The organism is Xanthobacter autotrophicus ATCC 700552 (genome assembly GCF_043194565.1).
Taxonomy (GTDB): domain Bacteria; phylum Pseudomonadota; class Alphaproteobacteria; order Rhizobiales; family Xanthobacteraceae; genus Xanthobacter; species Xanthobacter autotrophicus_F.
This window is the reverse complement of the sequence record NZ_JBAFVS010000003.1, coordinates 151,899-171,307: the sequence shown is the minus strand read 5'-3', so window position 1 is coordinate 171,307 and position 19,409 is coordinate 151,899. Positions and strand designations below refer to the sequence as shown.

Sequence of the window (19,409 nt, the reverse complement as noted above, 5' to 3'; positions counted from 1 at the left end):
GTTATCCCGTCAGCATGTCGATGCGCGCGGTGGCCATGCGCACCCGACCGGCCAGCAGGATGGCGAGGTTGCGCATGATGCGGTCGGCGGCGCGGGCGTGGGTCTCCTGAAAGGCGCGGAACTGCTCGGCGGAAATCTCCAGGCAGACGGCTTCCGTGTCGGCCCATACGTCCGCGCTGCGCGGCTGGTCGATCAGCGCCAGCTCGCCGAAAGCCATGCCCGGGATCATGGTGGACAGGCGCACGTCGTTCAGGGACCGGGCGCTGACCATGCCCCGCACCAGGAAATAGACCCTGGCCGGCGGCTCGCTGGCGTCGATGATCCGCGTTCCGGCGCCGAACACTACCCGGGTGCCGAGACGAGAAAAGTCGGCCAGTTCCTGCGGCGAAAGCCCGGCCAGCAGGGCCTGGCCGGACAGGTCCGCCTCGATGCCGATCTGCGAGAAGCCGCCGTGGCGATAGACGATCTGGTCCTCGGCCCAGTCCACGGCAGCGTCGTAGGTGGGGAAGATGCGCACGCGCACCCCTTCCTCCTTCATGGCCTTGACCTGCGGCGCCACCGGCGAACTGCCCTCCACCCCGGCGATGACCGTGGTGGTGGAGGCCGGCAGCTGGTTCCGGATCAGGCCGGTGAACAGGCGCAGGCCCGCATCGGTGATGGTGGAGACGCGGTGCAGGTTGAGGATGAGGAAGTCGGGCACGCCGGCGGGATCGGAGAGCTGGCGCGTCACATAATCCACGGTGGCGAAGGAGAGCTTGCCGGCCAGCTCCAGCACGCGGATGGAGCCGGAGCGCGAGTCCAGGATGCTCTGCTCGTGGGGCTGGCGCCCCGGCTTGGAGGGCACGGTGCGGAAGTCATAGTCGGCGGCGATGCAGGTGCGCACGTCGTCCCGCCGCGAGAGCATGTGCAGGTCGAACGCCTCGGAGAGGGCCGAGCAGGTGCGCAGGCCGCGCACGCTGTTGCCATGCGCGTCGAGCCGCGGCGAGAAGATGCCGAGGCCGAGCTGGGAGGGCAAAGCGGCGAGGATGCCGCCGCCCACGCCGCTCTTGGCCGGCACGCCCACGCGGTAGATCCATTCGCCGGCAAAATCGTACATGCCGGAGGAGATCATCACCGCCAGCGTGCGCGCCACGGCGTAGGTGGAGGCGACCGTCTCACCGGTCACCGGATTGACCCCGTGATTGGCGAAGCTCGCCCCCATCACAGCGAGGTCGCGGGCGGTGACCAGCACCGAGCACTGGCGGAAATAGGTGTCGAGGATGTGGTCCACGTCGCCGCGCACGCCGCCATAGGTGCGCAGCAGGTAGGCGATGGCGCGGTTGCGGTCGCCGGTCTGGCGCTCCGACTGGAACACCGCCTCGTCCACCTCCAGCTCGCGCCCGGCAAAGCGGCTGAGGGTGGCGCGGATCAGCTCGAAGGCGTCGTCGCCGGCGGTCTCGGCCAGCAGCCCGCTGCAGCAGATGGCGCCAGCATTCACCATGGCGTTGAACGGGCGGTTGTCGGCCTTCAGGCGGATGGAGTTGAAGGCCTCCCCGCTCGGCTCCACGCCGATGGCCGCCTCCACCGTCTCCGATCCGAGGGTGTCCAGGGCGAGGGCGTAGACGATGGCCTTGGAGACCGACTGGATGGTGAACGGGACCGCGGTGTCGCCGGCTTCATAGACATGGCCGTCGGTGGTGGCCACGGCGACGCCGAAATGGTCGGGGTCGGCCTTGCCCAATTCGGGGATGTAGGAGGCGACCTCGCCGTCATGCAAGGGCGTGAAGCGGGCGTGGATATCCCTGATGGCGCGCAGCAGCGGCGTTTCGAGGGACAGCGTGGGAATGGGCAGGAGATTCGACACAGCGCGGCTCCGGGAGACTCCCCCTAGTGAAAGCGCGTGCGGTGCAGTTGGCAATGGTGCGCGGCAGCGAGCGGGCGCGCCGTTGCCGGTCATCAGGTCGCCACGGGGGCATCCGGCGCGGGTGGACCACCCCCGTGACGAAACCGGCGGGATTATATTGCTCTCATGCCCGGCTGTCGTGCGCCGCGAGGCGGGCCAGCAGATAGTCCACCTCGGCCCGCGCCGTGGCGGAAAGCGCCGAGCCCGGCTTGCGCTGGGCATCGCTGGCGATGAAGCCGCGCCGCATCAGCACGTATTTGCGCACCGCGAGGCCAACCCCCTGCTGCTGCTCGTAGCGCAGCAGGGGCAGGTGGGCGTCGAACAGGTCGTGGGCCTCGTTCCGGCGGCCGGCCCTGGAGAGGCGGACCACGTCGGCCAGCATCTCGGGGAAGGCGTAGCCGGTCATGGCCCCGTCGGCGCCGCGCTCCATCTCGAAGTCGAGGAACAGGCCGCCATTGCCGGTGAGGATGGAGATGGGCCGCATGGAGCCGTCCGCCTGGAAGCCGCGCAGGGTCGAGATCTTCTCCAGCCCCGGCCAGTCCTCGTGCTTCAGCATGACGCAGGAGGGATGGTCCTGGACGATCTGGCGGATCACCTTCGGCGTCATCTGCACCGTGAGGGTGAGCGGATAATCCTGGATGACGAACGGGATGTCGGTGCCGATGGCCTCCACCGCCTGCCGGTAATAGCCGATGATCTGGTCGTCGGTGCGGAGGCTGGGCGGCGGGGCGATCATGACGCCGGCGGCGCCCCGGTCCATGGCCGCACGCGCCAGCCAGCGCATGGCAGCGAAGCCCGGCGCCGAGACGCCGACGATGACCGGCAGGTCGCCCATGCCGGCGATGAAGCGGGTGGTGAGGTGGAGCGATTCCTCCGGCTCCAGCTTCGGCGCCTCGCCCATGATGCCCAGCACGGTGATGCCGGTGGCGCCGGCCTTAAGATAGCGGGCGATGAGGGTGTCGATGGAGCCCTCGTCGATCCGCCCGTCCGGCGTGAACGGGGTGGGCGCGATGGGGAAGAGGCCCGAGGCGGTGGCGTCGAGACGCATGGGGAACCCTCAGATGCTGGCGATGAGGCCGCCATCCACGCGGATGACGGAACCGGTGACATAGGACGACGGCGTTCCCGCCAGGAAGGCGACCACGTTGGCGTATTCCTGCGGATCGCCGTAGCGGCCCACGGGGATGGAAGCGGTGCTTTCGGCGGAGACCTCCTCCACCGTGCGCCCCTCGCGCTCGGCCTTCTTGGCGTCGAGGAACTTGATGCGGTCGGTGGCGATGCGTCCGGGCAGGATGATGTTGGCCGTCACCCCGTCGCGTGCCACTTCGCGGGCCAGCGTCTTGGACCAGCCCACCAGCGACAGGCGCAGGGCGTTGGAGATGCCGAGATTGGCGATGGGCGCCACCACGCCGGACGAGGTGGAGGTGATGATGCGCCCCCATTTGCGCGCGCGCATCTGCGGCAGCACCCGGTCGGTGAGGGTGATGACGGATAGCACCATCTGGCCGAAGCTCTTGCTCCAAAGCTCCGGGTCCTGCCCCGCGGCGGGGGTGGGGGGCGGGCCGCCGGTGTTGTTCACCAGCACGTCCACCGGGCCGAAGGCCGCCTCCACCTGCGCCACCCGCGCAGCGATGCCGGCGATGTCGGAGAGGTCGAAGGGCAGCGCCATCGCCTCGCCGCCGGCCTGCGTGATGGCGGCCGCCGTCCGCGCCAGCGCCGCCTCGTCGATGTCGCCCAGCGCCACCCGGGCGCCTTCTTGCGCCAGTGTCGCGGCGATGGCGCTGCCAAGCCCGCCGCCCGCGCCCAGAACGAGAGCGGTCTTTCCTTTCAAGCCGAGATCCATGTCTTGTCCCCTTGTCCCCTTGTCCTCTCGCCGCGCCCTCTAAACTTAAGGAAAGAGAACGCGTTATCCGATCAGATTGCGATGCAATCTGATCGGCGCGTGCTCTAGAGCGTTTTCCGTTCGCATTGGCTCACGGCAATCGCTCTAGATTATTGTTTTGACGCATTTTCTTCACGCGAACCGGTATCCACTTCGCTCGAAAATGCTCTAGAGCGCGATCCGAGCAAATTGAACCAATTTGCTCGGTGAATCGCCCTCTAAACTTAAGGAAAGAGAACGCGTTATCCGATCGGATTGCGATGCAATCTGATCGGCGCGTGCTCTAGAGGCTCAGTCGGCGAGGCCGATGGGTGTCACCGGCCCGCCCCGTTCGGCGCGCGCCAGATAGTCCGCCTTGCTGTATTGCATATGGTCCACGCAGAGCTGCGCCAGCGCCCAGCTGTCGGTGCCCTGCAACAGCTCGATCATGATGTCGTGCTGGCGCCGGGACAGGGCGAGCCCGTCGCGATCCGCCAGGTTCTTCGCGCGCATGGGCAGCGTCAGCCCCATGTAGTCCTGCAGGGTGCGCACGAGATAGGGATTGGCGCAGCCGGAGAACAGGACGATGTGGAAGGCGTCGTTGGTCTCATGGATGCCGCGCAGGTTGCCGGCCTCCGCGTGCCGCGCATAGTCGGCCTGGATGGCCTTGAGCTGCGCCACCAGTTCCGGCGGGGCGGGCAGCGGAATCTTCAAGGCCGCCTGCCGGGTCAGCATCTCGCGCACCTCGTAGATCTGGCGCACCTCGTCCGGCGAATAGGAGCGCACGGTGGCGCCCACATTCTTCTCCCGGTTGACGATGCCGGTGCGCTCCAGCTGCACCAGCGCCTGCCGGATATAGTGGCGGGAGGCGCCGTAGCGCGCCATCAGCGTGTCTTCCACCAGGCGCGAGCCGGGGGCGAGGCGGCCGAAGATGATGTCCTCTTCCACGCGGCGCAGGATCTCCGCCTGTTCGTCGGCCCGCGAGGGGGGAAGCGCGGCGGGAAGCGGATCGAGAAGCGCGTCTTGGCTCATGCTGCGCTCCTGTCGCCGGTCTTGAAGCTGGAGAGCCGGTAGCAGTCCTCCACCAGCCGCAGGGTTTCAAGATTATCCTCCGGCGCGGTCTCGAACGGGGCGCCGGTGGCGAGGCAATGGACGAAATGGGCGATGGTGGCGGCGTAGGAGCCGAGATAGGTCGCTTCCGGATCGTAGGTGATGTGCTGCGTGGTCGCACCCGAAAGGGAAAGCTCGGCGCCGCAGAGGCGGATCGTCCCGGTCTCGCCGAGAAGCGTCAGCTGGTCCTGCTGCTGGGCCGGGGCGCCATGGGCGGCGAAGCTGGCGAAGACGCTCACCCCGGCCCCCGAGGCGGTGGAGAGCTGGATCACCGCGCCGTCCTCGCCGCGCAGGGCGGGACAGGTGCGGCTGAGGGCGGCGGCCTCCACCTTCAGCGGGCCGAGCAGCATGCGCAGGGTGTCGAGGTGATGGATCAGCACTTCCGCCACCAGCATGCGCGCTTCCCCGGCCATGAAGGGCTGGCGCTCCAGGGCGGGCAGGCGGCCTTGCGCATCGGGCACCGTGCCGGAGGTGACGAGGGTGAGCGCTGCGGCCTTCACCGCGCCGATGCGGCCGGCGCGCAACCAGTCCGCAGCCTGCCGGTAATAGGCCCGGAAGCGCCAGTTCTCGTGCACCATCAGGCGAACCCGCCCGTCGATGTGGGCCACCAGGTGCTCGGCCTCCGCAAGGCTCGGCGCCAGCGGCTTCTGGCACAATATGGGCAGGCCGTGCCCGGCGGCGAGCCGGGCCAGCGCCACATGGGCGGCGCGGGGGGCGGCGATGTCCACCGCATCGAGGCCGCCCGCCGCCAGCATGGCCTCGGCGCTGTCGAAGAGGGCGGGAATGCCGAATGCGGCCGCCCGCTCCGCCGCGCGTTCGCGGGAGGGATCGGCGATGGCGACCACCTCGGCGGCGTTGCCCAGCGCCTGCCAGCCCTTCAGATGATGCTGGGTAACCCAGCCGGCGCCGATCAGGCCCACCTTGAGCGGGCGGGCCATCAATGGGTCCTCCGCTGGGCGGCGGCATGAACCGCTGCGGTCGCGCTCTCCGGCGGCAGGATCGCCGCGCCGGTGGCGGCATCGAACAGGTAGGCGGCTTCCGGGCGGAAGAACAGGTCCACCGTGGCGTCCGGCACGGCGGTGACATGGCGCGGCAGCCGGGCCGTCACCTCCGTGCCGTCGTCGAGTGCCACCAGCAGCAGTGTTTCCGCGCCCAGCGGCTCGACCGCGATGGCGCGCCCGCGCAGGGCGCCCACCGCGTCGCCCGCGTCGGGGCGCGCGATGGTCAGGTCTTCCGCACGCACGCCCAGCGTCACCTTTCCACCCGCGAGGTTGGCCAGCGTGGATGGCGTCCAGCGGCTGAGGGGTGCGCTCACGCCGGAAGCCTCCGCCCGCGACACGCCGGGTGCCAGCGTGGCTTCCACCAGGTTCATGGGCGGCGAGCCGAGGAAGCGGGCGACGAAGGTGTTGGCGGGCTGCCAGTAGACCTCCAGCGGCGCGCCGATCTGGGCCACGCGGCCCGCATTCATCACGCAGATGCGCGTGCCCATGGTCATGGCCTCCACCTGGTCGTGGGTCACGTAGATCATGGTGGAGCCGAGGCGATTGTGCTGCTTGATGATCTCGCTGCGGGTGTTGACGCGCAGCGCCGCGTCGAGGTTCGACAGCGGCTCGTCGAACAGGAACACCTGCGGCTCGCGCACCATGGCACGCCCCAGCGCCACGCGCTGGCGCTGGCCGCCGGACAGGGCCGCAGGCCGGCGCGCGAGCAGGGGGGCAAGGCCCAGGATGTCCGCCACCTGCATCACCCGCCGCTCGATTTCGGCGGCCGGGATGGCGCGGCGGCGCAGGCCGAAGGCGAGGTTGTCCTTGACGCTCATGTGCGGATAGAGCGCGTAGGACTGGAACACCATGGCGATGTCGCGGTCCTTGGCCGGCACGTCGTTCACCACCCGCCCGTTGATGGACAGGGTGCCGCCGGAGATGGTCTCCAGCCCCGCGATCATGCGCAGGGTGGTGGACTTGCCGCAGCCGGAGGGGCCGAGCAGCACCATGAACTCGCCGTCGGCGACGGTGAGGTCCACATCCTCCACCACCACCGGCCCGGCGCCGCCGTAGCGCTTGACGATCCTGTCGAGTTTCACCACCGCCATGGAAGCCTCACTTGATCGCGCCGGCGGTCATGCCGCGGATCAGCTTTTCGGAGAAGAAGACGTAGGCGACGATGACCGGGATCACCGAGATCATGACGCCGGTGGCGATCATGCCGATGTCCTGGAAATGGTCGCCCATGAAGGCGCGGATGCCGATGGGCAGGGTGCGCTTCTCGGGATCGGTGATGAGCACCACGGCGAACAGGAACTCGTTCCACAACTGGATGAAGTTCAGGATCAGCGTGGTGGCGATGGCCGGCATGCCCACGGGCAGCACGATGCGCCAGAAGATTTCGAGGTCGCCGTAGCCGTCCATCTTCGCCGCGTCGAACAGGTCCTGCGGGATGCGGGCGAAGAAACCCTCCAGCAGATACACGGTGAGCGGCAGCTGGAGCGAGACATAGACCAGCGAAAGCCCGAACAGGCTGTTGTAGAGATTGTAGTCCACCAGGATCTGGTACAGCGAGATCAAGGTGATCTGCGGCGGGAAGATGATGGACGAGAACAATATGGAATAGATCAGCCGGTTGCCGCGGAAGCGGTAGCGGGCGAGCGCATGGGCCGCCGCCGCGCCGACCAGGGTCACCACCGCCACCGCGCCCACCACCACCATGGCGGAGTTCCAGAAATAGGTGGCGAAATCGGAATCCACCCAGGCGCTGCGGAACTGCTCCCAGTGGAACGGCCGCGGCCAGGCATAATGATCGGCGCTGATCTCGGCGGTGGTGCGCACCGACATGGTGGCGAGCCACAGGAACGGGCCGAGGGTGTAGATGGTGTAGGCGACCAGCACCAGCGCCAGCGCGCCGCGGCCGAACAGGCGGGGCAGGGGCCGTTGCGAGGGGTGCGGGCGCGGGTCCCGGTCGAGGACGGTGGTCACGGCCATGTCAGTACTCCAGCCGTTCCTTGGAACCGAGCACACGGTTCAGGATGAGCACCGAGGCGCACACCACCAGGAACCAGACGGTGGCGATCGCGGACGGATAGCCGAGATCGAAGGTGTTCCAGTTGAAGGCGCGCTTGTAGACGTAGGTGGAGACGGTCTCGGTGGCCCAGAGCGGTCCGCCCTGCGTCATGATCCAGACCAGGTCGAAGATCTTCATCTTGCCGATGAAGGCCAGGATGTAGAGGCTGAGCAAAGTCGGCCGCAGCATGGGGATGATGACGTAGCGCAGCTTCGCGCCCCAGCCGCAATTGTCCAGCTCCGATGCCTCCAGGACTTCCCGCGGCAAAGAATGGATGGCAGCGAGGCACACCACCATGTTGAAGCCCGCCCACTTCCACGCATGGGTGACGATGAGCGAGGCCAGCGCCAGCTTGGGGTCGCCGAGCCAGGACGAGGCGAGGCTCTCAAGCCCCACGGCGCGCAGGATCGCGTTCAGCACGCCCCAATCATAATTGTAGATCCACATCCACAGGATCGCGACGACGACATAGGACAACAGCACCGGCGTGAACCACGCGACCCGCAGGAAGCGGGCGAACGGCACGCCCGCATAAAGCGCCAGCGCCAGAAGCAGGCCCGTCGCCACGTCGAGGAAGGGGGCGACGAAGGACCAGATGAAGGTGTTGCGCACCGCCACCCAGAAGGTCTCGTCGCCCATCAGCTCGGCATAATTGGCGAGCCCGACAAAGGTCGCCTCCATCCCCTCGATGTGGAAGAAGCTGTCATAGATGGTGCGCAGCGCCGGATAGGCGGTGAGCCCCACATAGATCAGCAGGCCCGGGCCGAGGAAGACGGCCAGCACCAGCCGGGACGCCCGGCGCGGATCGGCGAGGGTGGAGGAGGAGGCTTTCGCCCCCTCGCTGCCGGATGCGGGCTTCAAGGTCAGTGCGTCCGTCATGGATCACTTCTTCAGGCAGGCGGCGTCCATCTTCTCGCCGGCCTCCGCCACGGTGATGAGGCCGGCGGGGAAGGCGTTGTTCATCACCTGGACGTAAGTGTCGGCGCACTTTGCCCGGTAGTAGAGCAGCGGCGTGCCGAAGAAATAGTCGGCATCCTTGTTGCGGGCGATCAGGTCGGCGAAATAATCCTTGTGCGGGCTCTCGATCTTGTCCGGATCCGACTTGAGGCCGCTCTGGAGCGAGACCTGGCCGATCCATTTGGTGCCGTTCTCGGCGGTGGCCATGGATTTCAGCAGCCTGCCGGCGCAGTCCTTGTTCTTGCCCTTGGAATACATCACGAAGCTGCCGGCCACCGCGAGGGTCTTGCAATTGGGGCAGGCGCCGGCGTCCATGGCGGGGAACTTCATGATGCCGAGGGGAAAGCCCGCCGGCATGCCGCCCTTCTCGGGCGCGGCGAAGGCACGGCCGGTGAACCAGCTGGGATCAGGAAAGGTGAGGGCGCCGGGCGTATTGTAGAAGTAGAAATGGGATTCGCCGAGCTTCAGGGTGGAGAAGCTCTTGGGATAGGCGCCGGCATCCACCAGCCCCTTCACCCAGGTCATCACCTCCACCACGCGCGGGTCCTTGAAGGAGAGTTCGCCGTTGAGCAGCTTGGCGTAATCGTCCTTGCCGAGCTTGCGCAGCAGGGATTCAAACAGCAGCTGGCCGCCGGGGAAGGGCCGGTCGCCCACGCCCTGCGACACCGGCGTGATGCCGGCGGCGACGCCCTTCTTCACCAGATCGGCAAAGGCGGCCTGCGTGAGCTGGAAGGAGGGCGGAACCTCCACGCCCACCTTCTTCACGAGATCCTTGTTGTAGTAAAGTTCAACCGTATAGGCCTCCACTGGCACGCCATAGACCTTGCCCTTTGACGTCCAGGCGGGCTTGGCCCAGTCTTCGATGCCGGCCAGGTTGATGTGGTCGTCGAGGGGTTCCAGGAAGCCGCCGGCGAGGAATTCGGGCTGGTCGGGCTCCATGTAGAAGATGTCGGGGGCCTGCCCGGTGCGCACCGCGGACTTGGCCTGGGTGTAGATGTCGGCCTTGGGAATGAAGCTGAGCTTCACGCTGCACTGCTTGTTGGCGGCCTCGAACTCCTGCACCCGGGCGCTCACCCAGTCCTTCTTGGCCGGCTCGTCGGGCCAGTTGCTCCACATGGTGATCTGGGTGGGCTCCTGCGCCGCCGCATGGCCCACCCCCATCGCCAGAACCGCCAGGGCGGCCATCCCGATCCTGCGAACGCTCTTCATCCCGTCCTCCCGTGGCGTGTTCTGATTTTTGCGGGAGAGTGCGGAGGCTCCGCATCATTGTCAATAATGAATGCCAAAGATTCCGAATATGCCGGGATATCAGGCGGCTGTGCGCTAATTTTATTGACAATATGAGGCGTCGCCTCGAATGTCCGGCCCAGGTCGACGACGATCGGCAAGAGGGCGCGGCAAGAGGGCGGCACGGATGGCGCGGGGACTGCGTAAGGGCTTGACCAGCTACGGTGACGAGGGCTTCGCGCTGTTCCTGCGCAAGGCCTTCATCAAGGCCATGGGCTATTCGGACGACGCACTGGATCGGCCCATCGTCGGCATCACCAACACCTATTCGGACTACAATCCCTGCCACGGCAACGCGCCGGCCCTGGTCGAGGCGGTGAAGCGCGGCGTCATGCTGGCGGGCGCCATGCCCATGGTGTTCCCCACCATTTCCATCCACGAGAGCTTCGCCCATCCCACCTCCATGTTCCTGCGCAATCTCATGGCCATGGACACGGAGGAGATGATCCGCGCCCAGCCCATGGATGCGGTGGTGGTGATCGGCGGCTGCGACAAGACCCTGCCGGCCCAGATCATGGCGGCCGCGAGCGTGGACCTGCCCACGGTGGTGGTGCCGGTCGGCCCCATGGTGGTGGGTCATCATCGCGGCGAGGTGCTGGGCGCCTGCACCGATTGCCGGCGCCTGTGGAGCGCCCATCGCGCGGGCGAGATCGACGAAGGGGAGATCGAGACGGTGAACGGCCGCCTCGCCCCGTCCGTCGGCACCTGCATGGTCATGGGCACGGCCAGCACCATGGCCTGCATCACCGAGGCCATGGGCCTGTCCCTGCCCATGAGCGCGACCATTCCCGCCCCCCATGCCGAGCGGGTCCGCCTCGCCGAGGCCAGCGGCAAGGTGGCGGCAAAGTTGGCGGTGGAAGGCGGTCCGCGCCCCAGCGACCTCCTCACCCCAAAGGCCTTCCGCAATGCCATGGTGGTGATGCAGGCCATCGGCGGCTCCACCAACGGCATCGTCCACCTCGCCGCCATCGCTGGGCGCACGCCGCACCGCTTCGCCCTTGAGACCCTCGACGAGATCGGCCGCGAGGTGCCGGTGCTGGTGGACCTGAAGCCGTCCGGCGCGCACTACATGGAGCACTTCCACCATGCCGGCGGCGTGCCGCGGCTGCTGGCCCAGCTCGGCGACCTGGTGGACCTCGATGCCCCCACCGTCACCGGCGCGACCCTGCGCGCGGTGGTGGCCACGGCGGAGGATGTGCCGGGACAGGAGGTCATCCGTCCCCGCAGCGCGCCCATCAAGGCCGAGGGCTCCATGGTGGTGCTCCACGGCAATCTCGCGCCCGGCGGCGCCGTGCTGAAGCAGGCGGCGGCGACCGAGCGCCTGTTGCAGCATACGGGCCGGGCCGTGGTGTTCGATTCCGTCATCGACATGGCGGCGCGCATCGACGATCCGGACCTTGATGTCACCGCCGACGACGTGCTGGTGCTGCGCAATACCGGCCCCAAGGGCGCGCCGGGCATGCCGGAGGCGGGCTATCTGCCGATCCCGAAAAAGCTCGGCCGGCAGGGCGTGAAGGACATGGTGCGCATTTCCGACGCTCGCATGAGCGGCACCGCCTTCGGCACCATCGTGCTGCACATCACGCCTGAATCCGCCATCGGCGGGCCGCTGGCGCTGGTGAGGACCGGCGACATGATCCGCCTCGACGTGGCCGCCCGCCGCATCGACCTGCTGGTGGACGAGGACGAACTCATCCGGCGGCGGGCGGACCTCCCGGCGGGGCCGGTGCGTCCTGTCCCCGAGCGCGGCTACGCGCGGCTCTACGCGCAGACGGTGCTTCAGGCCGACGAGGGATGCGATTTCGACTTCATGGTCCGCAAGCCGGACGATGCGTCTTGAGCATGGATGCAGCCGAGCCCGGCGCGCCCCTGTGCCTGCCGCCGCGCCCGCCCGGCCCGCCGCCCGCGGTGCGGCTGCTGCCACCGGGTACCTGCGACGCGCACATGCATGTGTTTGGTCCCTTCGCCCAATATCCGTTGGCGGCGGTGCGGAACTACACGCCCCATCCTATGTCCTTCACGGACTACCGGCCGGTGATGGCGGCGCTGGGCATCGACCGGGCGGTGCTGGTGCAGCCGAGCGTCTACGGCACGGACAATCGCGCCCTTCTCGACACGCTCCGGCAGGCGCCGGGGCAGTTGCGCGGCGTGGTGGTGGTGCCGCCAGCTATTTCCGATGACAGCCTTGCCGAGTTGCACCATGCGGGGGTGCGGGGCATCCGCGTCAACCGACGCAATCCCGGCGGTCTGGCGCTGGAAGACATGGCGCTGCTCGGCCGCCGCATTGCGCCGCTGCGATGGCATATCCAGCTTCAGGTGGAAATCGGGCGGGGCGCTGCGCTTGCGCCGATGGTGGAAGGCTGCCCGGTGCCGGTGGTGCTGGACCATTTCGGCCTGCTCGATCCAGTGCGGCCGGTGGGGGACGCGGCGTTCGCGCAGGTGCTGGCCCTGCTTGCGGCGGGCAATCTCTGGGTGAAGCTCTCCGCACCCTACCGCGTCAGCCGCTCCGGGCCACCCTACGCGGACCTCGCGCCGTTCGTGGAGGCACTCATGGCCTGCCGCCCGGACCGGGTGCTGTGGGGCAGCGACTGGCCCCACACCGAACTCTGGCATGACATGCCCGAGGATCTCGATCCGGGACTGCGGCTCGGGCTCGACCGGGCGCCGGAAGACATCCGCCACCGCATCCTCGTCGCCAATCCGGCACGCCTCTACGGGTTCGAGCCGGCAGAGCGGGCCTGACACGCCCGGCGACGCCGGCGTGGGGGATCTTCCGTCGGTGCCGGAAATGGCGCCATATGGAGGCGACGCCGTCGCCATCCGGTGCGGCGGGATGTTTCAGGATGGGGAGATGGGGTGAGCCGCCGCATCTTTGCCTTCAGGTCGATCGCGGTTCTCGTCCTGGTGTGGATCGGGGCGGTGGGCGGCTTTGCGCTGCTCTCCATCCGCTCGGCCACGCAGCATGCCGGCGAGGAGCTGAACGCCGCCGGGGTGGGGCTGCATCGCATCGTCTCCCAGCGCGTGGCGCAGCACGATGCCCACCTCACCAGCCTCGCGGCGCTGGTGCAATCGGCCGATCCGCCGCCGCGCGAGGCGGTGCGGCAGGTGGCCCTTGCCATCATGCGCTTTTATCCGCGCATCGTTTCCGTGCGCATCGTGGCGCCGGGGGCGGGGGGCTCCGGCGAAGTCCTTGTCGCGGCCCCGGACGGGGCGATGGCGACGCCCTTGCCCGCCTTCACCGCCGGCGTTTTCGCCCAGGCCCCCGGCGAGGCCCGGGCCTATGCCGATCCCGCCGTGCCCGGGCGCTATTTCCTCGGCAAGCGGGCCGGCGCGCCGAACCGTCCGCTGGCGATGATCGTGGAGATCGACCCCGCCCTGCTGGTGGAGGGAGAGGAGCGCCCCGAAGCGACCCGCCTGCGGCTTGACCTTGGCGGGCACACCCTTGTGGATCGCGCCGCCGCCGGGCCGCAGGGGAGCGCGGCGCTCGAAACCCTCCGCTTCGAGCGCGCCGTGGACAGCCAGACCCAGCCGTTGCGGCTGTCGCTGGACCGCCGCCTTGCGTTCGCGCAGGGGGTGACGCCGGGTCCGGTCTTCGCCTTCGCCGTCCTGTCCCTCGTCGGCCTTCTGGCCCTGCGCTACACCCTGAGGCAGCGCCGGGACGCCCGCCGCTCGCGCGCCGTGGCCCGGGAGGCGCAGGAGCGCAGCCTGCTGCTGGAGCGCGAGACGCGCCTTGCCCACGCCTCGCGGGTCAACGCGTTGGGCGAGCTTGCCTCCGGCATCGCCCACGAGTTGACCCAGCCGCTCACCGCCCTGCTCAGCCAGAGCCAGGCCGCGCTGCGGCTCGCGGCGCCGGGCGGCGATGCCCAGAGGCTCGACGAGGCTCTGCGGGCCAATGTGCGGGAGGCCAAGCGCGCCGGGGAGATGCTCCAGCGCATGCGCGACTACATCAGCAACCGCACCACCGCGCGCATCCCTTCCGATATCAATGCCGTGGTCGGCGACGCCGCCGCGCTGGCGCGCTCCGATCTCGCCCAGCGCGGCATCCGCCTGGAGCTGGAGCTGGAACGCTCGCTGCCGCAGGCGGTGGTGGACCCCATCGAGCTGGAGCAGGTGCTGCACAACCTCATCCGCAACGCGGTCGACAGTCTCGAGGGCACGGCGCCGGCCGAGAAGACGATCGTCATCGGTACCGGGACCAGCGGCGGGCATGTGGTGATCCGCGTCGCCGACACCGGGCCGGGCATTGCGCCGACCGTGCTGCCGCGCCTGTTCGAGCCCTTCTTCACCACCAAGGCGGACGGCATGGGGCTCGGCCTGTCCCTGTGCGCGACGCTGGTGGAACGCGCCGGCGGCTCCATCCGCGCGGATGCCGGGGCGACGGCGGGCGCAGCCTTCGTCATCGTCCTTCCCGCTGCCATGCCACGCATGGAGGCGGCGCAATGAAGGCCCTGCGCGTCTATATCGTGGACGATGATGCGGCGGTGCGGCAGGCGCTGTCGCTGCTGCTCTCCACCTGCGGCATGACGGTGGAGACCTTCGCCGACCCCGAGACCTTCCTCGCCCATGTGGACACGGCGCGCCCCGGCTGCCTGCTCATCGACCTGCGCATGCCGCTGGTCAGCGGGCTCCAGCTCAAGGCGGCGCTGGCGGCGCGCGGCATCGACTGGCCGACCATCATGATGACCGGCCATGGTGACGTGAACGCCTGCCGGCGCGCCTTCAAGGCGGGAATCCTGGATTTTCTCACCAAGCCGGTGGACGAACAGGTTCTGCTGGATGCCCTCGCCGCAGCGGGCAAGGTGCTGGAAGAGGTGCTGGAACGGCAGGAGACCCATGCCCTGCTCGCCACCCTCACCGAGCGCGAGCGGGAGGTCATGGATCTGGTGTGCCGGGGCTGGGCGAGCAAGGAGATCGCGGCGGCCCTGGCCGTCTCGCCGCGCACCATCGACGCCCACCGCGCCAATATCGCCGAAAAGCTCGGCACCAGCTCGGTGGCCGATCTGGTGCGCATGTCGCTGGCCGCATCCGTTGCTGCGCCGCCGTCTCGGTAATCCTACCTAGCCGCCCGTGTGAAGACGCGGATTAAGCTGCGGCGCGCCGCAGGGTAGAGCACTGGCGGTGGCGGCGCGGTTCCGCCACCCTGATCCGCTTTCCGCGCCGGTGCCCGACGCCCGGTCGATCCGGTGACGGGACATCGGGACATCCGCCGCAACCATAAGGGATTGACGATGAAGCGCCTTCTTCTCGCCGCCGTGGCCGTGGCCGCGCTCGCGCCTGCCGCCTCCGCCCAGGTTCTCCAGGAAAAGAACATGCCGCTGGCGATCGCGATGGACATCGCGCGCGAGACGGTGGCCGCCTGCGCGGCGCAGGGCTACAACGTGACCGCCGCCGTGGTGGACCGGGCCGGCGTGCTGCGGGCGCTCGCGCGTGCGGACAATGCCGGCGTTCACACCCCCGACGCGGCGCGGCGCAAGGCGTTCACCGCGGCGTCCACGCGCATTCCCACCTCGACCATGGTGGAGAACATCCAGAAGGCGCCGGCGGCCGCGCAGCTTGTCGCCATCGATGGCTTTCTCGTCGTGGCCGGCGGCGTTCCGGTGAAATCGGGCAACGAGGTCATCGGCGCCGTGGGCGTCGGCGGGGCGCCGGGCGGGCATCTGGACGAGGCCTGCGCCAATGCCGCCATCGCCAAGGTGGAGCAGCAGCTGAAGTGAGGCGGTTGCCGAGGGCGGAGTCCTGAAGGCGGGTCGTCCTTGCGTGATCCAATAGCCCGAACCGCTTCAAGCGCCCGCCGCCGGGTTCTCGAGCGTTTCACCTTTTCATGGAAACGGTGAAACGCTCTAAATCTCTGAGTTAACGCATTTTCTTCACGCGAACCGGTATCCACTTCCCTCGAAAATGCTCTCGTCCTGCGGCAGGCGCTTGAACCTGCCGTTCGGGGTGCTCGAAACGCATGCTGCGGAAATTGTGGTGCAGTCTGGTTTGTGATACATTTCAAAAATGGGAAGTAATCGCCAAGACATCGAGCCGCCCCGTGCTGATGCGGCCTCGGCCATCTCGCGTTGGGACGATGAGGGTGGTGCTCAGATGCCCCCAAATCTTTCCGCGCAGCGCCATGCGGCCTTGACTGAACGGGAGCGGCACATTCTCGAATGCTTGGGCGCGGCTGTGGTCAAGGAATGGACCGAGCTGCCGACCCTCGTGCAGCGGGCGCTGTTCCGGCGGGCGACCGCAAGCGATCACGATGATCCGGCGCAGCTCAAGGCTCTCATTGCGCGCTTTCTTCATGACCATAAGGACGCGCCGGCTGCTCCGGTGGTCAACGCCCGATCATGAGAGCGCCTGCTTGACGGTACACTGCCGCCTCACCAGACGCGGACATCCACGGCCATGTCCCGGAAGGCGAGGGTGTCGCCGATGAAGCTGCCGGCCACCGGAATGGCCTGGCGGATATCGCGGACCACTGCGACGGGAATGAGGTTCGATCCGCCCATGCTGCGGTTGGTGGGATCGAACGGGATCCAGCCCGCCCCCGGCACGAACACCTCGCCCCAGGCGTGGGTTGATCCCGCACCGGCCGACCCCGTCTGGCTCTGGTCGGGATTGTGGAGATAGCCGGACACGATGCGCGCGCCGAAGCCGAGGCTGCGGGCCGCCTCCACGAACAGCAGCGCGAAATCCCGGCACGATCCCCAGCCCCGTTGCAGGGTCTGCACCGGGGCCTGCGTGCCCTCCTCGTCGCGGCTCTGGTAGCTGATGGCCTGGGAGACCCCCATGCTCAGGTCCTTGAGCAGGGAGAGGGTGTCGGTGGGCATGGCGCGCACGAAGCCCTGGGCCCAGGTGCGCAACTGGTTGCCGGGATCGGGATATTGCGGGGTACCGAGCGCGCCGAGATCTTTCCACTCGTCGTCGGAATAGCGGAACGGGAAGGATTGGGCGGAGCCGGCAATGTCGAACACCGGCCAGGCCACCGCGTCCAGCTGGATCTGGGTGAGGCTTTCGACCACCAGAAGGTCGCCGCCGGCCTGAAAGGTCGCGGTGGCCACCGCATTGCCGGAGACATCGTGCGCCCATTTCACGCTCGCTTCCGGCGCAATGGTGATGGCGTTGGATATCACGCGCAGGTCACGGCTTTCGCGCGGGCGGAGCATCAGGCGGTGGGGACCGAACGCCACCGGCCGGTGAAAGCGATAGGTGGTGGTGTGGCGGATCTGGAGTAGGCTCAATGGGTGCTCCCCTGCGGAGCAACCACTTTATCAGCGCATGGGCGTGATACCACCTCAAGGTTCCCCAGTGCCTCTCCCGTCGGCCGCTCCCGTCGGCCTCTCCCGTCGGCCTCTCGGGGCTTCGGCGCGGTGCGCCTTTCGATTCGCAAGCTGCACCCGCGGGCGACGCTGCGCGGAGGTAAACAGCGCGCGCCTTCCGCGAAGTTTGGCATATCAACATATGTGAAAATGGCCATATGGAGAATATTATTGCCATTTCCAGCATTTGGGCGCATAGCTGATGCGTCGATGGAAAGCCGGAAAACTTGGCTATAGGCGGGATTGAGTTCTACGCTAAACCAATATCTCTCGCCAGAAAATGCGATTTCGACGGCCGGGCAAGGCTCGGTAAGCTACATCTCAAAATTTGAAAGGGTTTCCCATGGCTGAGGGAACCGTAAAGTGGTTCAACGCCCAGAAGGGCTTTGGCTTCATCACCCCCGATTCCGGTGGCAGCGATGCCTTCGTGCATATCAGCGCGGTTGAGCGCGCAGGTATGTCCGATCTGCGCGAGGGTCAGAAAGTGGCCTTTGAGCTGGTGACGGACCGCAAGAGCGGCAAGCTGTCGGCTGACCAGCTCAAGGATCTGAGCTGATCGCCCTGGCCGGGGGCCCGAGCAATCGGATGCCGCCGGCCTTCGCGTGTCTCCCACTTGGCCGCTCATGAATGGACCGGCAGCGTGGGTGGGACATGCGTAAACCAATTTCCTGCAAGGCGCCCGGCGCCTTGCAGGTCACGTGCCCTTCAGTCTGCGCGGCCCTGAGCTTGCGCGTCCGAGGGGGCGAGGACCTCAATTCGGGCGAGTTCAATTCGGGCCAGCTCGATTTGGGCGAGGACGAGTAGCCCAGGAGTTGAGTGACCCACTGGTCGCCGGCATCGTCAGCACGCGTGAAGCACACAATGCCAGGCGCAGGAGACGGCAATGGCCAAGGGACAATTGCGCGGAAATCGCGAAACCAAGAAGCCGAAGAAGCAAAAAGAACCGGTGGCAGCGCCTTCGTTCATCAAGGGTACGCCCGTATCAATCGGGCCTCCGAAGAAGAAGAGCTGAGGTGTCGACATGAACGTTCGCACCCATGAAACCATGGTCACGTTCGAGCACCCCTTCCGGATCATCGGGACCGACGGCGTACTGCCCGCGGGAACCTATCGCGTGGTGATCGACGAGGAGCAGATCCTCGGCCTCTCCTTCATCGCCTACCGGCGCGTGGCGACCATGCTGCACACGCCGGCCGTCGCGGCGCCGCAGGGCCGAAGCGAGAGCCTCGCCATCGAAGCCGCCGACCTGGACGCTGCCCTGTTGAAGGATCGACAGCAATCGGCGGAGAGCCGCGAGGGTCCTTCGTCCGTCGCGGCCGCTTGAGGCGTTGCGGCGAACGCCGGTTCGCCCATCGCTCCAGCTCTTCGCCCCGCAGCAGTTCCTGACGTTCAATGGCTGCGCATGTCTACGGGAATTGCTCTTGGCTCAAGTTTAGAGAGCGGTTCACCGCGCAAATGGGCTCAATTTGCTCGGATCGCACTCCAGACGGCCGCACCTATCAAGAGGAAATCCCATGTCGCTCCACTTTCCCAATACCAGCCGCAGCTATAACGCATCCAAACGCTGCGTCACCTTCTGGGGATACGATTCCACCTTCGAGATTTCGTTCCACGTGGATGCGGATGTGCTGCAGCGCTTCAACCCCCGGGCGGGGCAGGGCGAAGCAGCATCGCTGCAGGTCTTCGACGTGAACCGGACGCGGATCGAAAGTGTCGCCAGCGGAATCTATGCGCGGCGGAAGCAGAATTTCAATCGTCTCTCCACGGCCGATTTCTAGAGCGGTTTCGAGCGAGCTGAATAAAGATTCGCGTGAAGAGCATACGACTGAAAATAGACAAGACTCCTCGTGAATACTCGCCAGGCGAGCCCGTCCAAAAAAGATCAGGGCCAAAAAATCCGGGCCAGACAGGTGCCCTCGCCGCCAGCCTTGGCCTGCCGTGTTCAGAGCTG

At 67.5% G+C, this 19,409-nt stretch carries 20 protein-coding genes; 10 read left to right on the top strand and 10 right to left on the bottom strand.

The genetic code is table 11. The annotated features are described in order from the left end of the window. Position 1: 1 nt before the first annotated feature. The 9 genes from glsA to V5F48_RS04335 all read right to left on the bottom strand — a co-directional run bounded on the left by glsA (position 2) and on the right by V5F48_RS04335 (position 10,076). A complete protein-coding gene (gene glsA / locus V5F48_RS04375; protein WP_394040444.1) occupies positions 2–1,843 on the bottom strand; it encodes a glutaminase A in 1,842 nt (613 codons plus the stop codon). 163 nt (positions 1,844–2,006) lie between these two features. Next, positions 2,007–2,930 carry a dihydrodipicolinate synthase family protein gene (locus tag V5F48_RS04370; RefSeq protein ID WP_394040442.1) on the bottom strand — a complete coding sequence of 308 codons (924 nt, stop codon included), beginning with the start codon at positions 2,928–2,930 and terminating at the stop codon, positions 2,007–2,009. 9 nt (positions 2,931–2,939) lie between these two features. Beyond that, positions 2,940–3,725 (bottom strand): SDR family oxidoreductase, encoded by a 786-nt coding sequence (locus tag V5F48_RS04365; protein ID WP_394040440.1) that lies wholly within the window; start codon positions 3,723–3,725, stop codon positions 2,940–2,942. Between the two features lie 330 nt (positions 3,726–4,055). Continuing rightward, on the bottom strand, positions 4,056–4,775 hold the full coding sequence (locus V5F48_RS04360; RefSeq protein ID WP_394040438.1) for a GntR family transcriptional regulator: 720 nt from the start codon (positions 4,773–4,775) through the stop codon (positions 4,056–4,058). Next, positions 4,772–5,791, bottom strand: a complete 1,020-nt coding sequence (locus tag V5F48_RS04355) for a Gfo/Idh/MocA family protein (RefSeq protein ID WP_394040436.1) — start codon at positions 5,789–5,791, stop codon at positions 4,772–4,774. The genes V5F48_RS04360 and V5F48_RS04355 overlap by 4 nt, the downstream gene beginning before the upstream one ends. Beyond that, complete coding sequence (locus V5F48_RS04350) at positions 5,791–6,945, bottom strand: ABC transporter ATP-binding protein (protein ID WP_394040434.1); 1,155 nt, start codon at positions 6,943–6,945, stop codon at positions 5,791–5,793. The genes V5F48_RS04355 and V5F48_RS04350 overlap by 1 nt, the downstream gene beginning before the upstream one ends. A gap of 7 nt (positions 6,946–6,952) precedes the next feature. Continuing rightward, complete coding sequence (locus V5F48_RS04345) at positions 6,953–7,831, bottom strand: carbohydrate ABC transporter permease (RefSeq protein WP_394040432.1); 879 nt, start codon at positions 7,829–7,831, stop codon at positions 6,953–6,955. A 1-nt stretch (position 7,832) separates the two neighbouring features. Then, positions 7,833–8,789: a carbohydrate ABC transporter permease gene (locus V5F48_RS04340; RefSeq protein WP_394040430.1), complete on the bottom strand. Its 957-nt coding sequence runs from the start codon at positions 8,787–8,789 to the stop codon at positions 7,833–7,835. Positions 8,790–8,792: 3 nt separating this feature from the next. Then, positions 8,793–10,076, bottom strand: coding sequence for an ABC transporter substrate-binding protein (locus V5F48_RS04335; RefSeq protein WP_394040428.1), 1,284 nt, complete (start codon positions 10,074–10,076; stop codon positions 8,793–8,795). Positions 10,077–10,281: 205 nt separating this feature from the next. Between V5F48_RS04335 and V5F48_RS04330 the strand changes: the two genes are divergently transcribed. The 6 genes from V5F48_RS04330 to V5F48_RS04305 all read left to right on the top strand — a co-directional run bounded on the left by V5F48_RS04330 (position 10,282) and on the right by V5F48_RS04305 (position 16,490). Then, complete coding sequence (locus tag V5F48_RS04330; protein WP_394040426.1) at positions 10,282–11,994, top strand: IlvD/Edd family dehydratase; 1,713 nt, start codon at positions 10,282–10,284, stop codon at positions 11,992–11,994. A 2-nt stretch (positions 11,995–11,996) separates the two neighbouring features. Beyond that, entirely contained in the window at positions 11,997–12,896 is a 900-nt protein-coding gene (locus V5F48_RS04325; protein WP_394040718.1) for an amidohydrolase family protein, read from the top strand. A gap of 114 nt (positions 12,897–13,010) precedes the next feature. Beyond that, positions 13,011–14,597, top strand: a complete 1,587-nt coding sequence (locus V5F48_RS04320) for a sensor histidine kinase (protein WP_394040424.1) — start codon at positions 13,011–13,013, stop codon at positions 14,595–14,597. After that, positions 14,594–15,205: a response regulator transcription factor gene (locus tag V5F48_RS04315; RefSeq protein ID WP_394040422.1), complete on the top strand. Its 612-nt coding sequence runs from the start codon at positions 14,594–14,596 to the stop codon at positions 15,203–15,205. Before V5F48_RS04320 ends, V5F48_RS04315 begins: the two co-directional genes overlap by 4 nt. Before the next feature lie 177 nt (positions 15,206–15,382). Next, the gene (locus V5F48_RS04310; protein WP_394040420.1) at positions 15,383–15,868 is read left to right on the top strand and encodes a GlcG/HbpS family heme-binding protein; all 486 of its coding nucleotides are present in this window, start codon (positions 15,383–15,385) and stop codon (positions 15,866–15,868) included. Between the two features lie 373 nt (positions 15,869–16,241). Next, positions 16,242–16,490 carry a hypothetical protein gene (locus V5F48_RS04305; RefSeq protein WP_394040418.1) on the top strand — a complete coding sequence of 83 codons (249 nt, stop codon included), beginning with the start codon at positions 16,242–16,244 and terminating at the stop codon, positions 16,488–16,490. A 29-nt stretch (positions 16,491–16,519) separates the two neighbouring features. Here V5F48_RS04305 and V5F48_RS04300 read toward each other — a convergent pair whose 3' ends face one another. Next, positions 16,520–17,380: a transglutaminase family protein gene (locus tag V5F48_RS04300; RefSeq protein WP_394040416.1), complete on the bottom strand. Its 861-nt coding sequence runs from the start codon at positions 17,378–17,380 to the stop codon at positions 16,520–16,522. 421 nt (positions 17,381–17,801) lie between these two features. On the opposite strand from V5F48_RS04300, the gene V5F48_RS04295 reads away from it, so the two are divergent. The 4 genes from V5F48_RS04295 to V5F48_RS04280 all read left to right on the top strand — a co-directional run bounded on the left by V5F48_RS04295 (position 17,802) and on the right by V5F48_RS04280 (position 19,236). After that, positions 17,802–18,014, top strand: a complete 213-nt coding sequence (locus V5F48_RS04295; RefSeq protein ID WP_012113582.1) for a cold-shock protein — start codon at positions 17,802–17,804, stop codon at positions 18,012–18,014. A gap of 327 nt (positions 18,015–18,341) precedes the next feature. Continuing rightward, positions 18,342–18,470, top strand: a complete 129-nt coding sequence (locus tag V5F48_RS04290; RefSeq protein ID WP_269149857.1) for a hypothetical protein — start codon at positions 18,342–18,344, stop codon at positions 18,468–18,470. A gap of 9 nt (positions 18,471–18,479) precedes the next feature. Then, positions 18,480–18,782, top strand: coding sequence for a hypothetical protein (locus V5F48_RS04285; protein ID WP_394040414.1), 303 nt, complete (start codon positions 18,480–18,482; stop codon positions 18,780–18,782). 190 nt (positions 18,783–18,972) lie between these two features. Beyond that, positions 18,973–19,236, top strand: coding sequence for a DUF1488 family protein (locus V5F48_RS04280; RefSeq protein WP_394040412.1), 264 nt, complete (start codon positions 18,973–18,975; stop codon positions 19,234–19,236). Positions 19,237–19,409 lie beyond the last annotated feature (173 nt).

Coding starts and splice junctions, on each gene's coding strand:
- V5F48_RS04325 (WP_394040718.1), top strand. CDS start 11,997: ATGGATGCAGCCGAGCCCGGCGCGCCCCTGTGCCTGCCGCCGCGCCCG.
- V5F48_RS04365 (WP_394040440.1), bottom strand. CDS start 3,725: ATGGATCTCGGCTTGAAAGGAAAGACCGCTCTCGTTCTGGGCGCGGGC.
- V5F48_RS04355 (WP_394040436.1), bottom strand. CDS start 5,791: ATGGCCCGCCCGCTCAAGGTGGGCCTGATCGGCGCCGGCTGGGTTACC.
- V5F48_RS04315 (WP_394040422.1), top strand. CDS start 14,594: ATGAAGGCCCTGCGCGTCTATATCGTGGACGATGATGCGGCGGTGCGG.
- V5F48_RS04345 (WP_394040432.1), bottom strand. CDS start 7,831: ATGGCCGTGACCACCGTCCTCGACCGGGACCCGCGCCCGCACCCCTCG.
- V5F48_RS04335 (WP_394040428.1), bottom strand. CDS start 10,076: ATGAAGAGCGTTCGCAGGATCGGGATGGCCGCCCTGGCGGTTCTGGCG.
- V5F48_RS04295 (WP_012113582.1), top strand. CDS start 17,802: ATGGCTGAGGGAACCGTAAAGTGGTTCAACGCCCAGAAGGGCTTTGGC.
- V5F48_RS04285 (WP_394040414.1), top strand. CDS start 18,480: ATGAACGTTCGCACCCATGAAACCATGGTCACGTTCGAGCACCCCTTC.
- V5F48_RS04370 (WP_394040442.1), bottom strand. CDS start 2,930: ATGCGTCTCGACGCCACCGCCTCGGGCCTCTTCCCCATCGCGCCCACC.
- V5F48_RS04360 (WP_394040438.1), bottom strand. CDS start 4,775: ATGAGCCAAGACGCGCTTCTCGATCCGCTTCCCGCCGCGCTTCCCCCC.
- V5F48_RS04290 (WP_269149857.1), top strand. CDS start 18,342: ATGGCCAAGGGACAATTGCGCGGAAATCGCGAAACCAAGAAGCCGAAG.
- V5F48_RS04330 (WP_394040426.1), top strand. CDS start 10,282: ATGGCGCGGGGACTGCGTAAGGGCTTGACCAGCTACGGTGACGAGGGC.
- V5F48_RS04340 (WP_394040430.1), bottom strand. CDS start 8,789: ATGACGGACGCACTGACCTTGAAGCCCGCATCCGGCAGCGAGGGGGCG.
- V5F48_RS04305 (WP_394040418.1), top strand. CDS start 16,242: ATGCCCCCAAATCTTTCCGCGCAGCGCCATGCGGCCTTGACTGAACGG.
- V5F48_RS04350 (WP_394040434.1), bottom strand. CDS start 6,945: ATGGCGGTGGTGAAACTCGACAGGATCGTCAAGCGCTACGGCGGCGCC.
- V5F48_RS04310 (WP_394040420.1), top strand. CDS start 15,383: ATGAAGCGCCTTCTTCTCGCCGCCGTGGCCGTGGCCGCGCTCGCGCCT.
- V5F48_RS04280 (WP_394040412.1), top strand. CDS start 18,973: ATGTCGCTCCACTTTCCCAATACCAGCCGCAGCTATAACGCATCCAAA.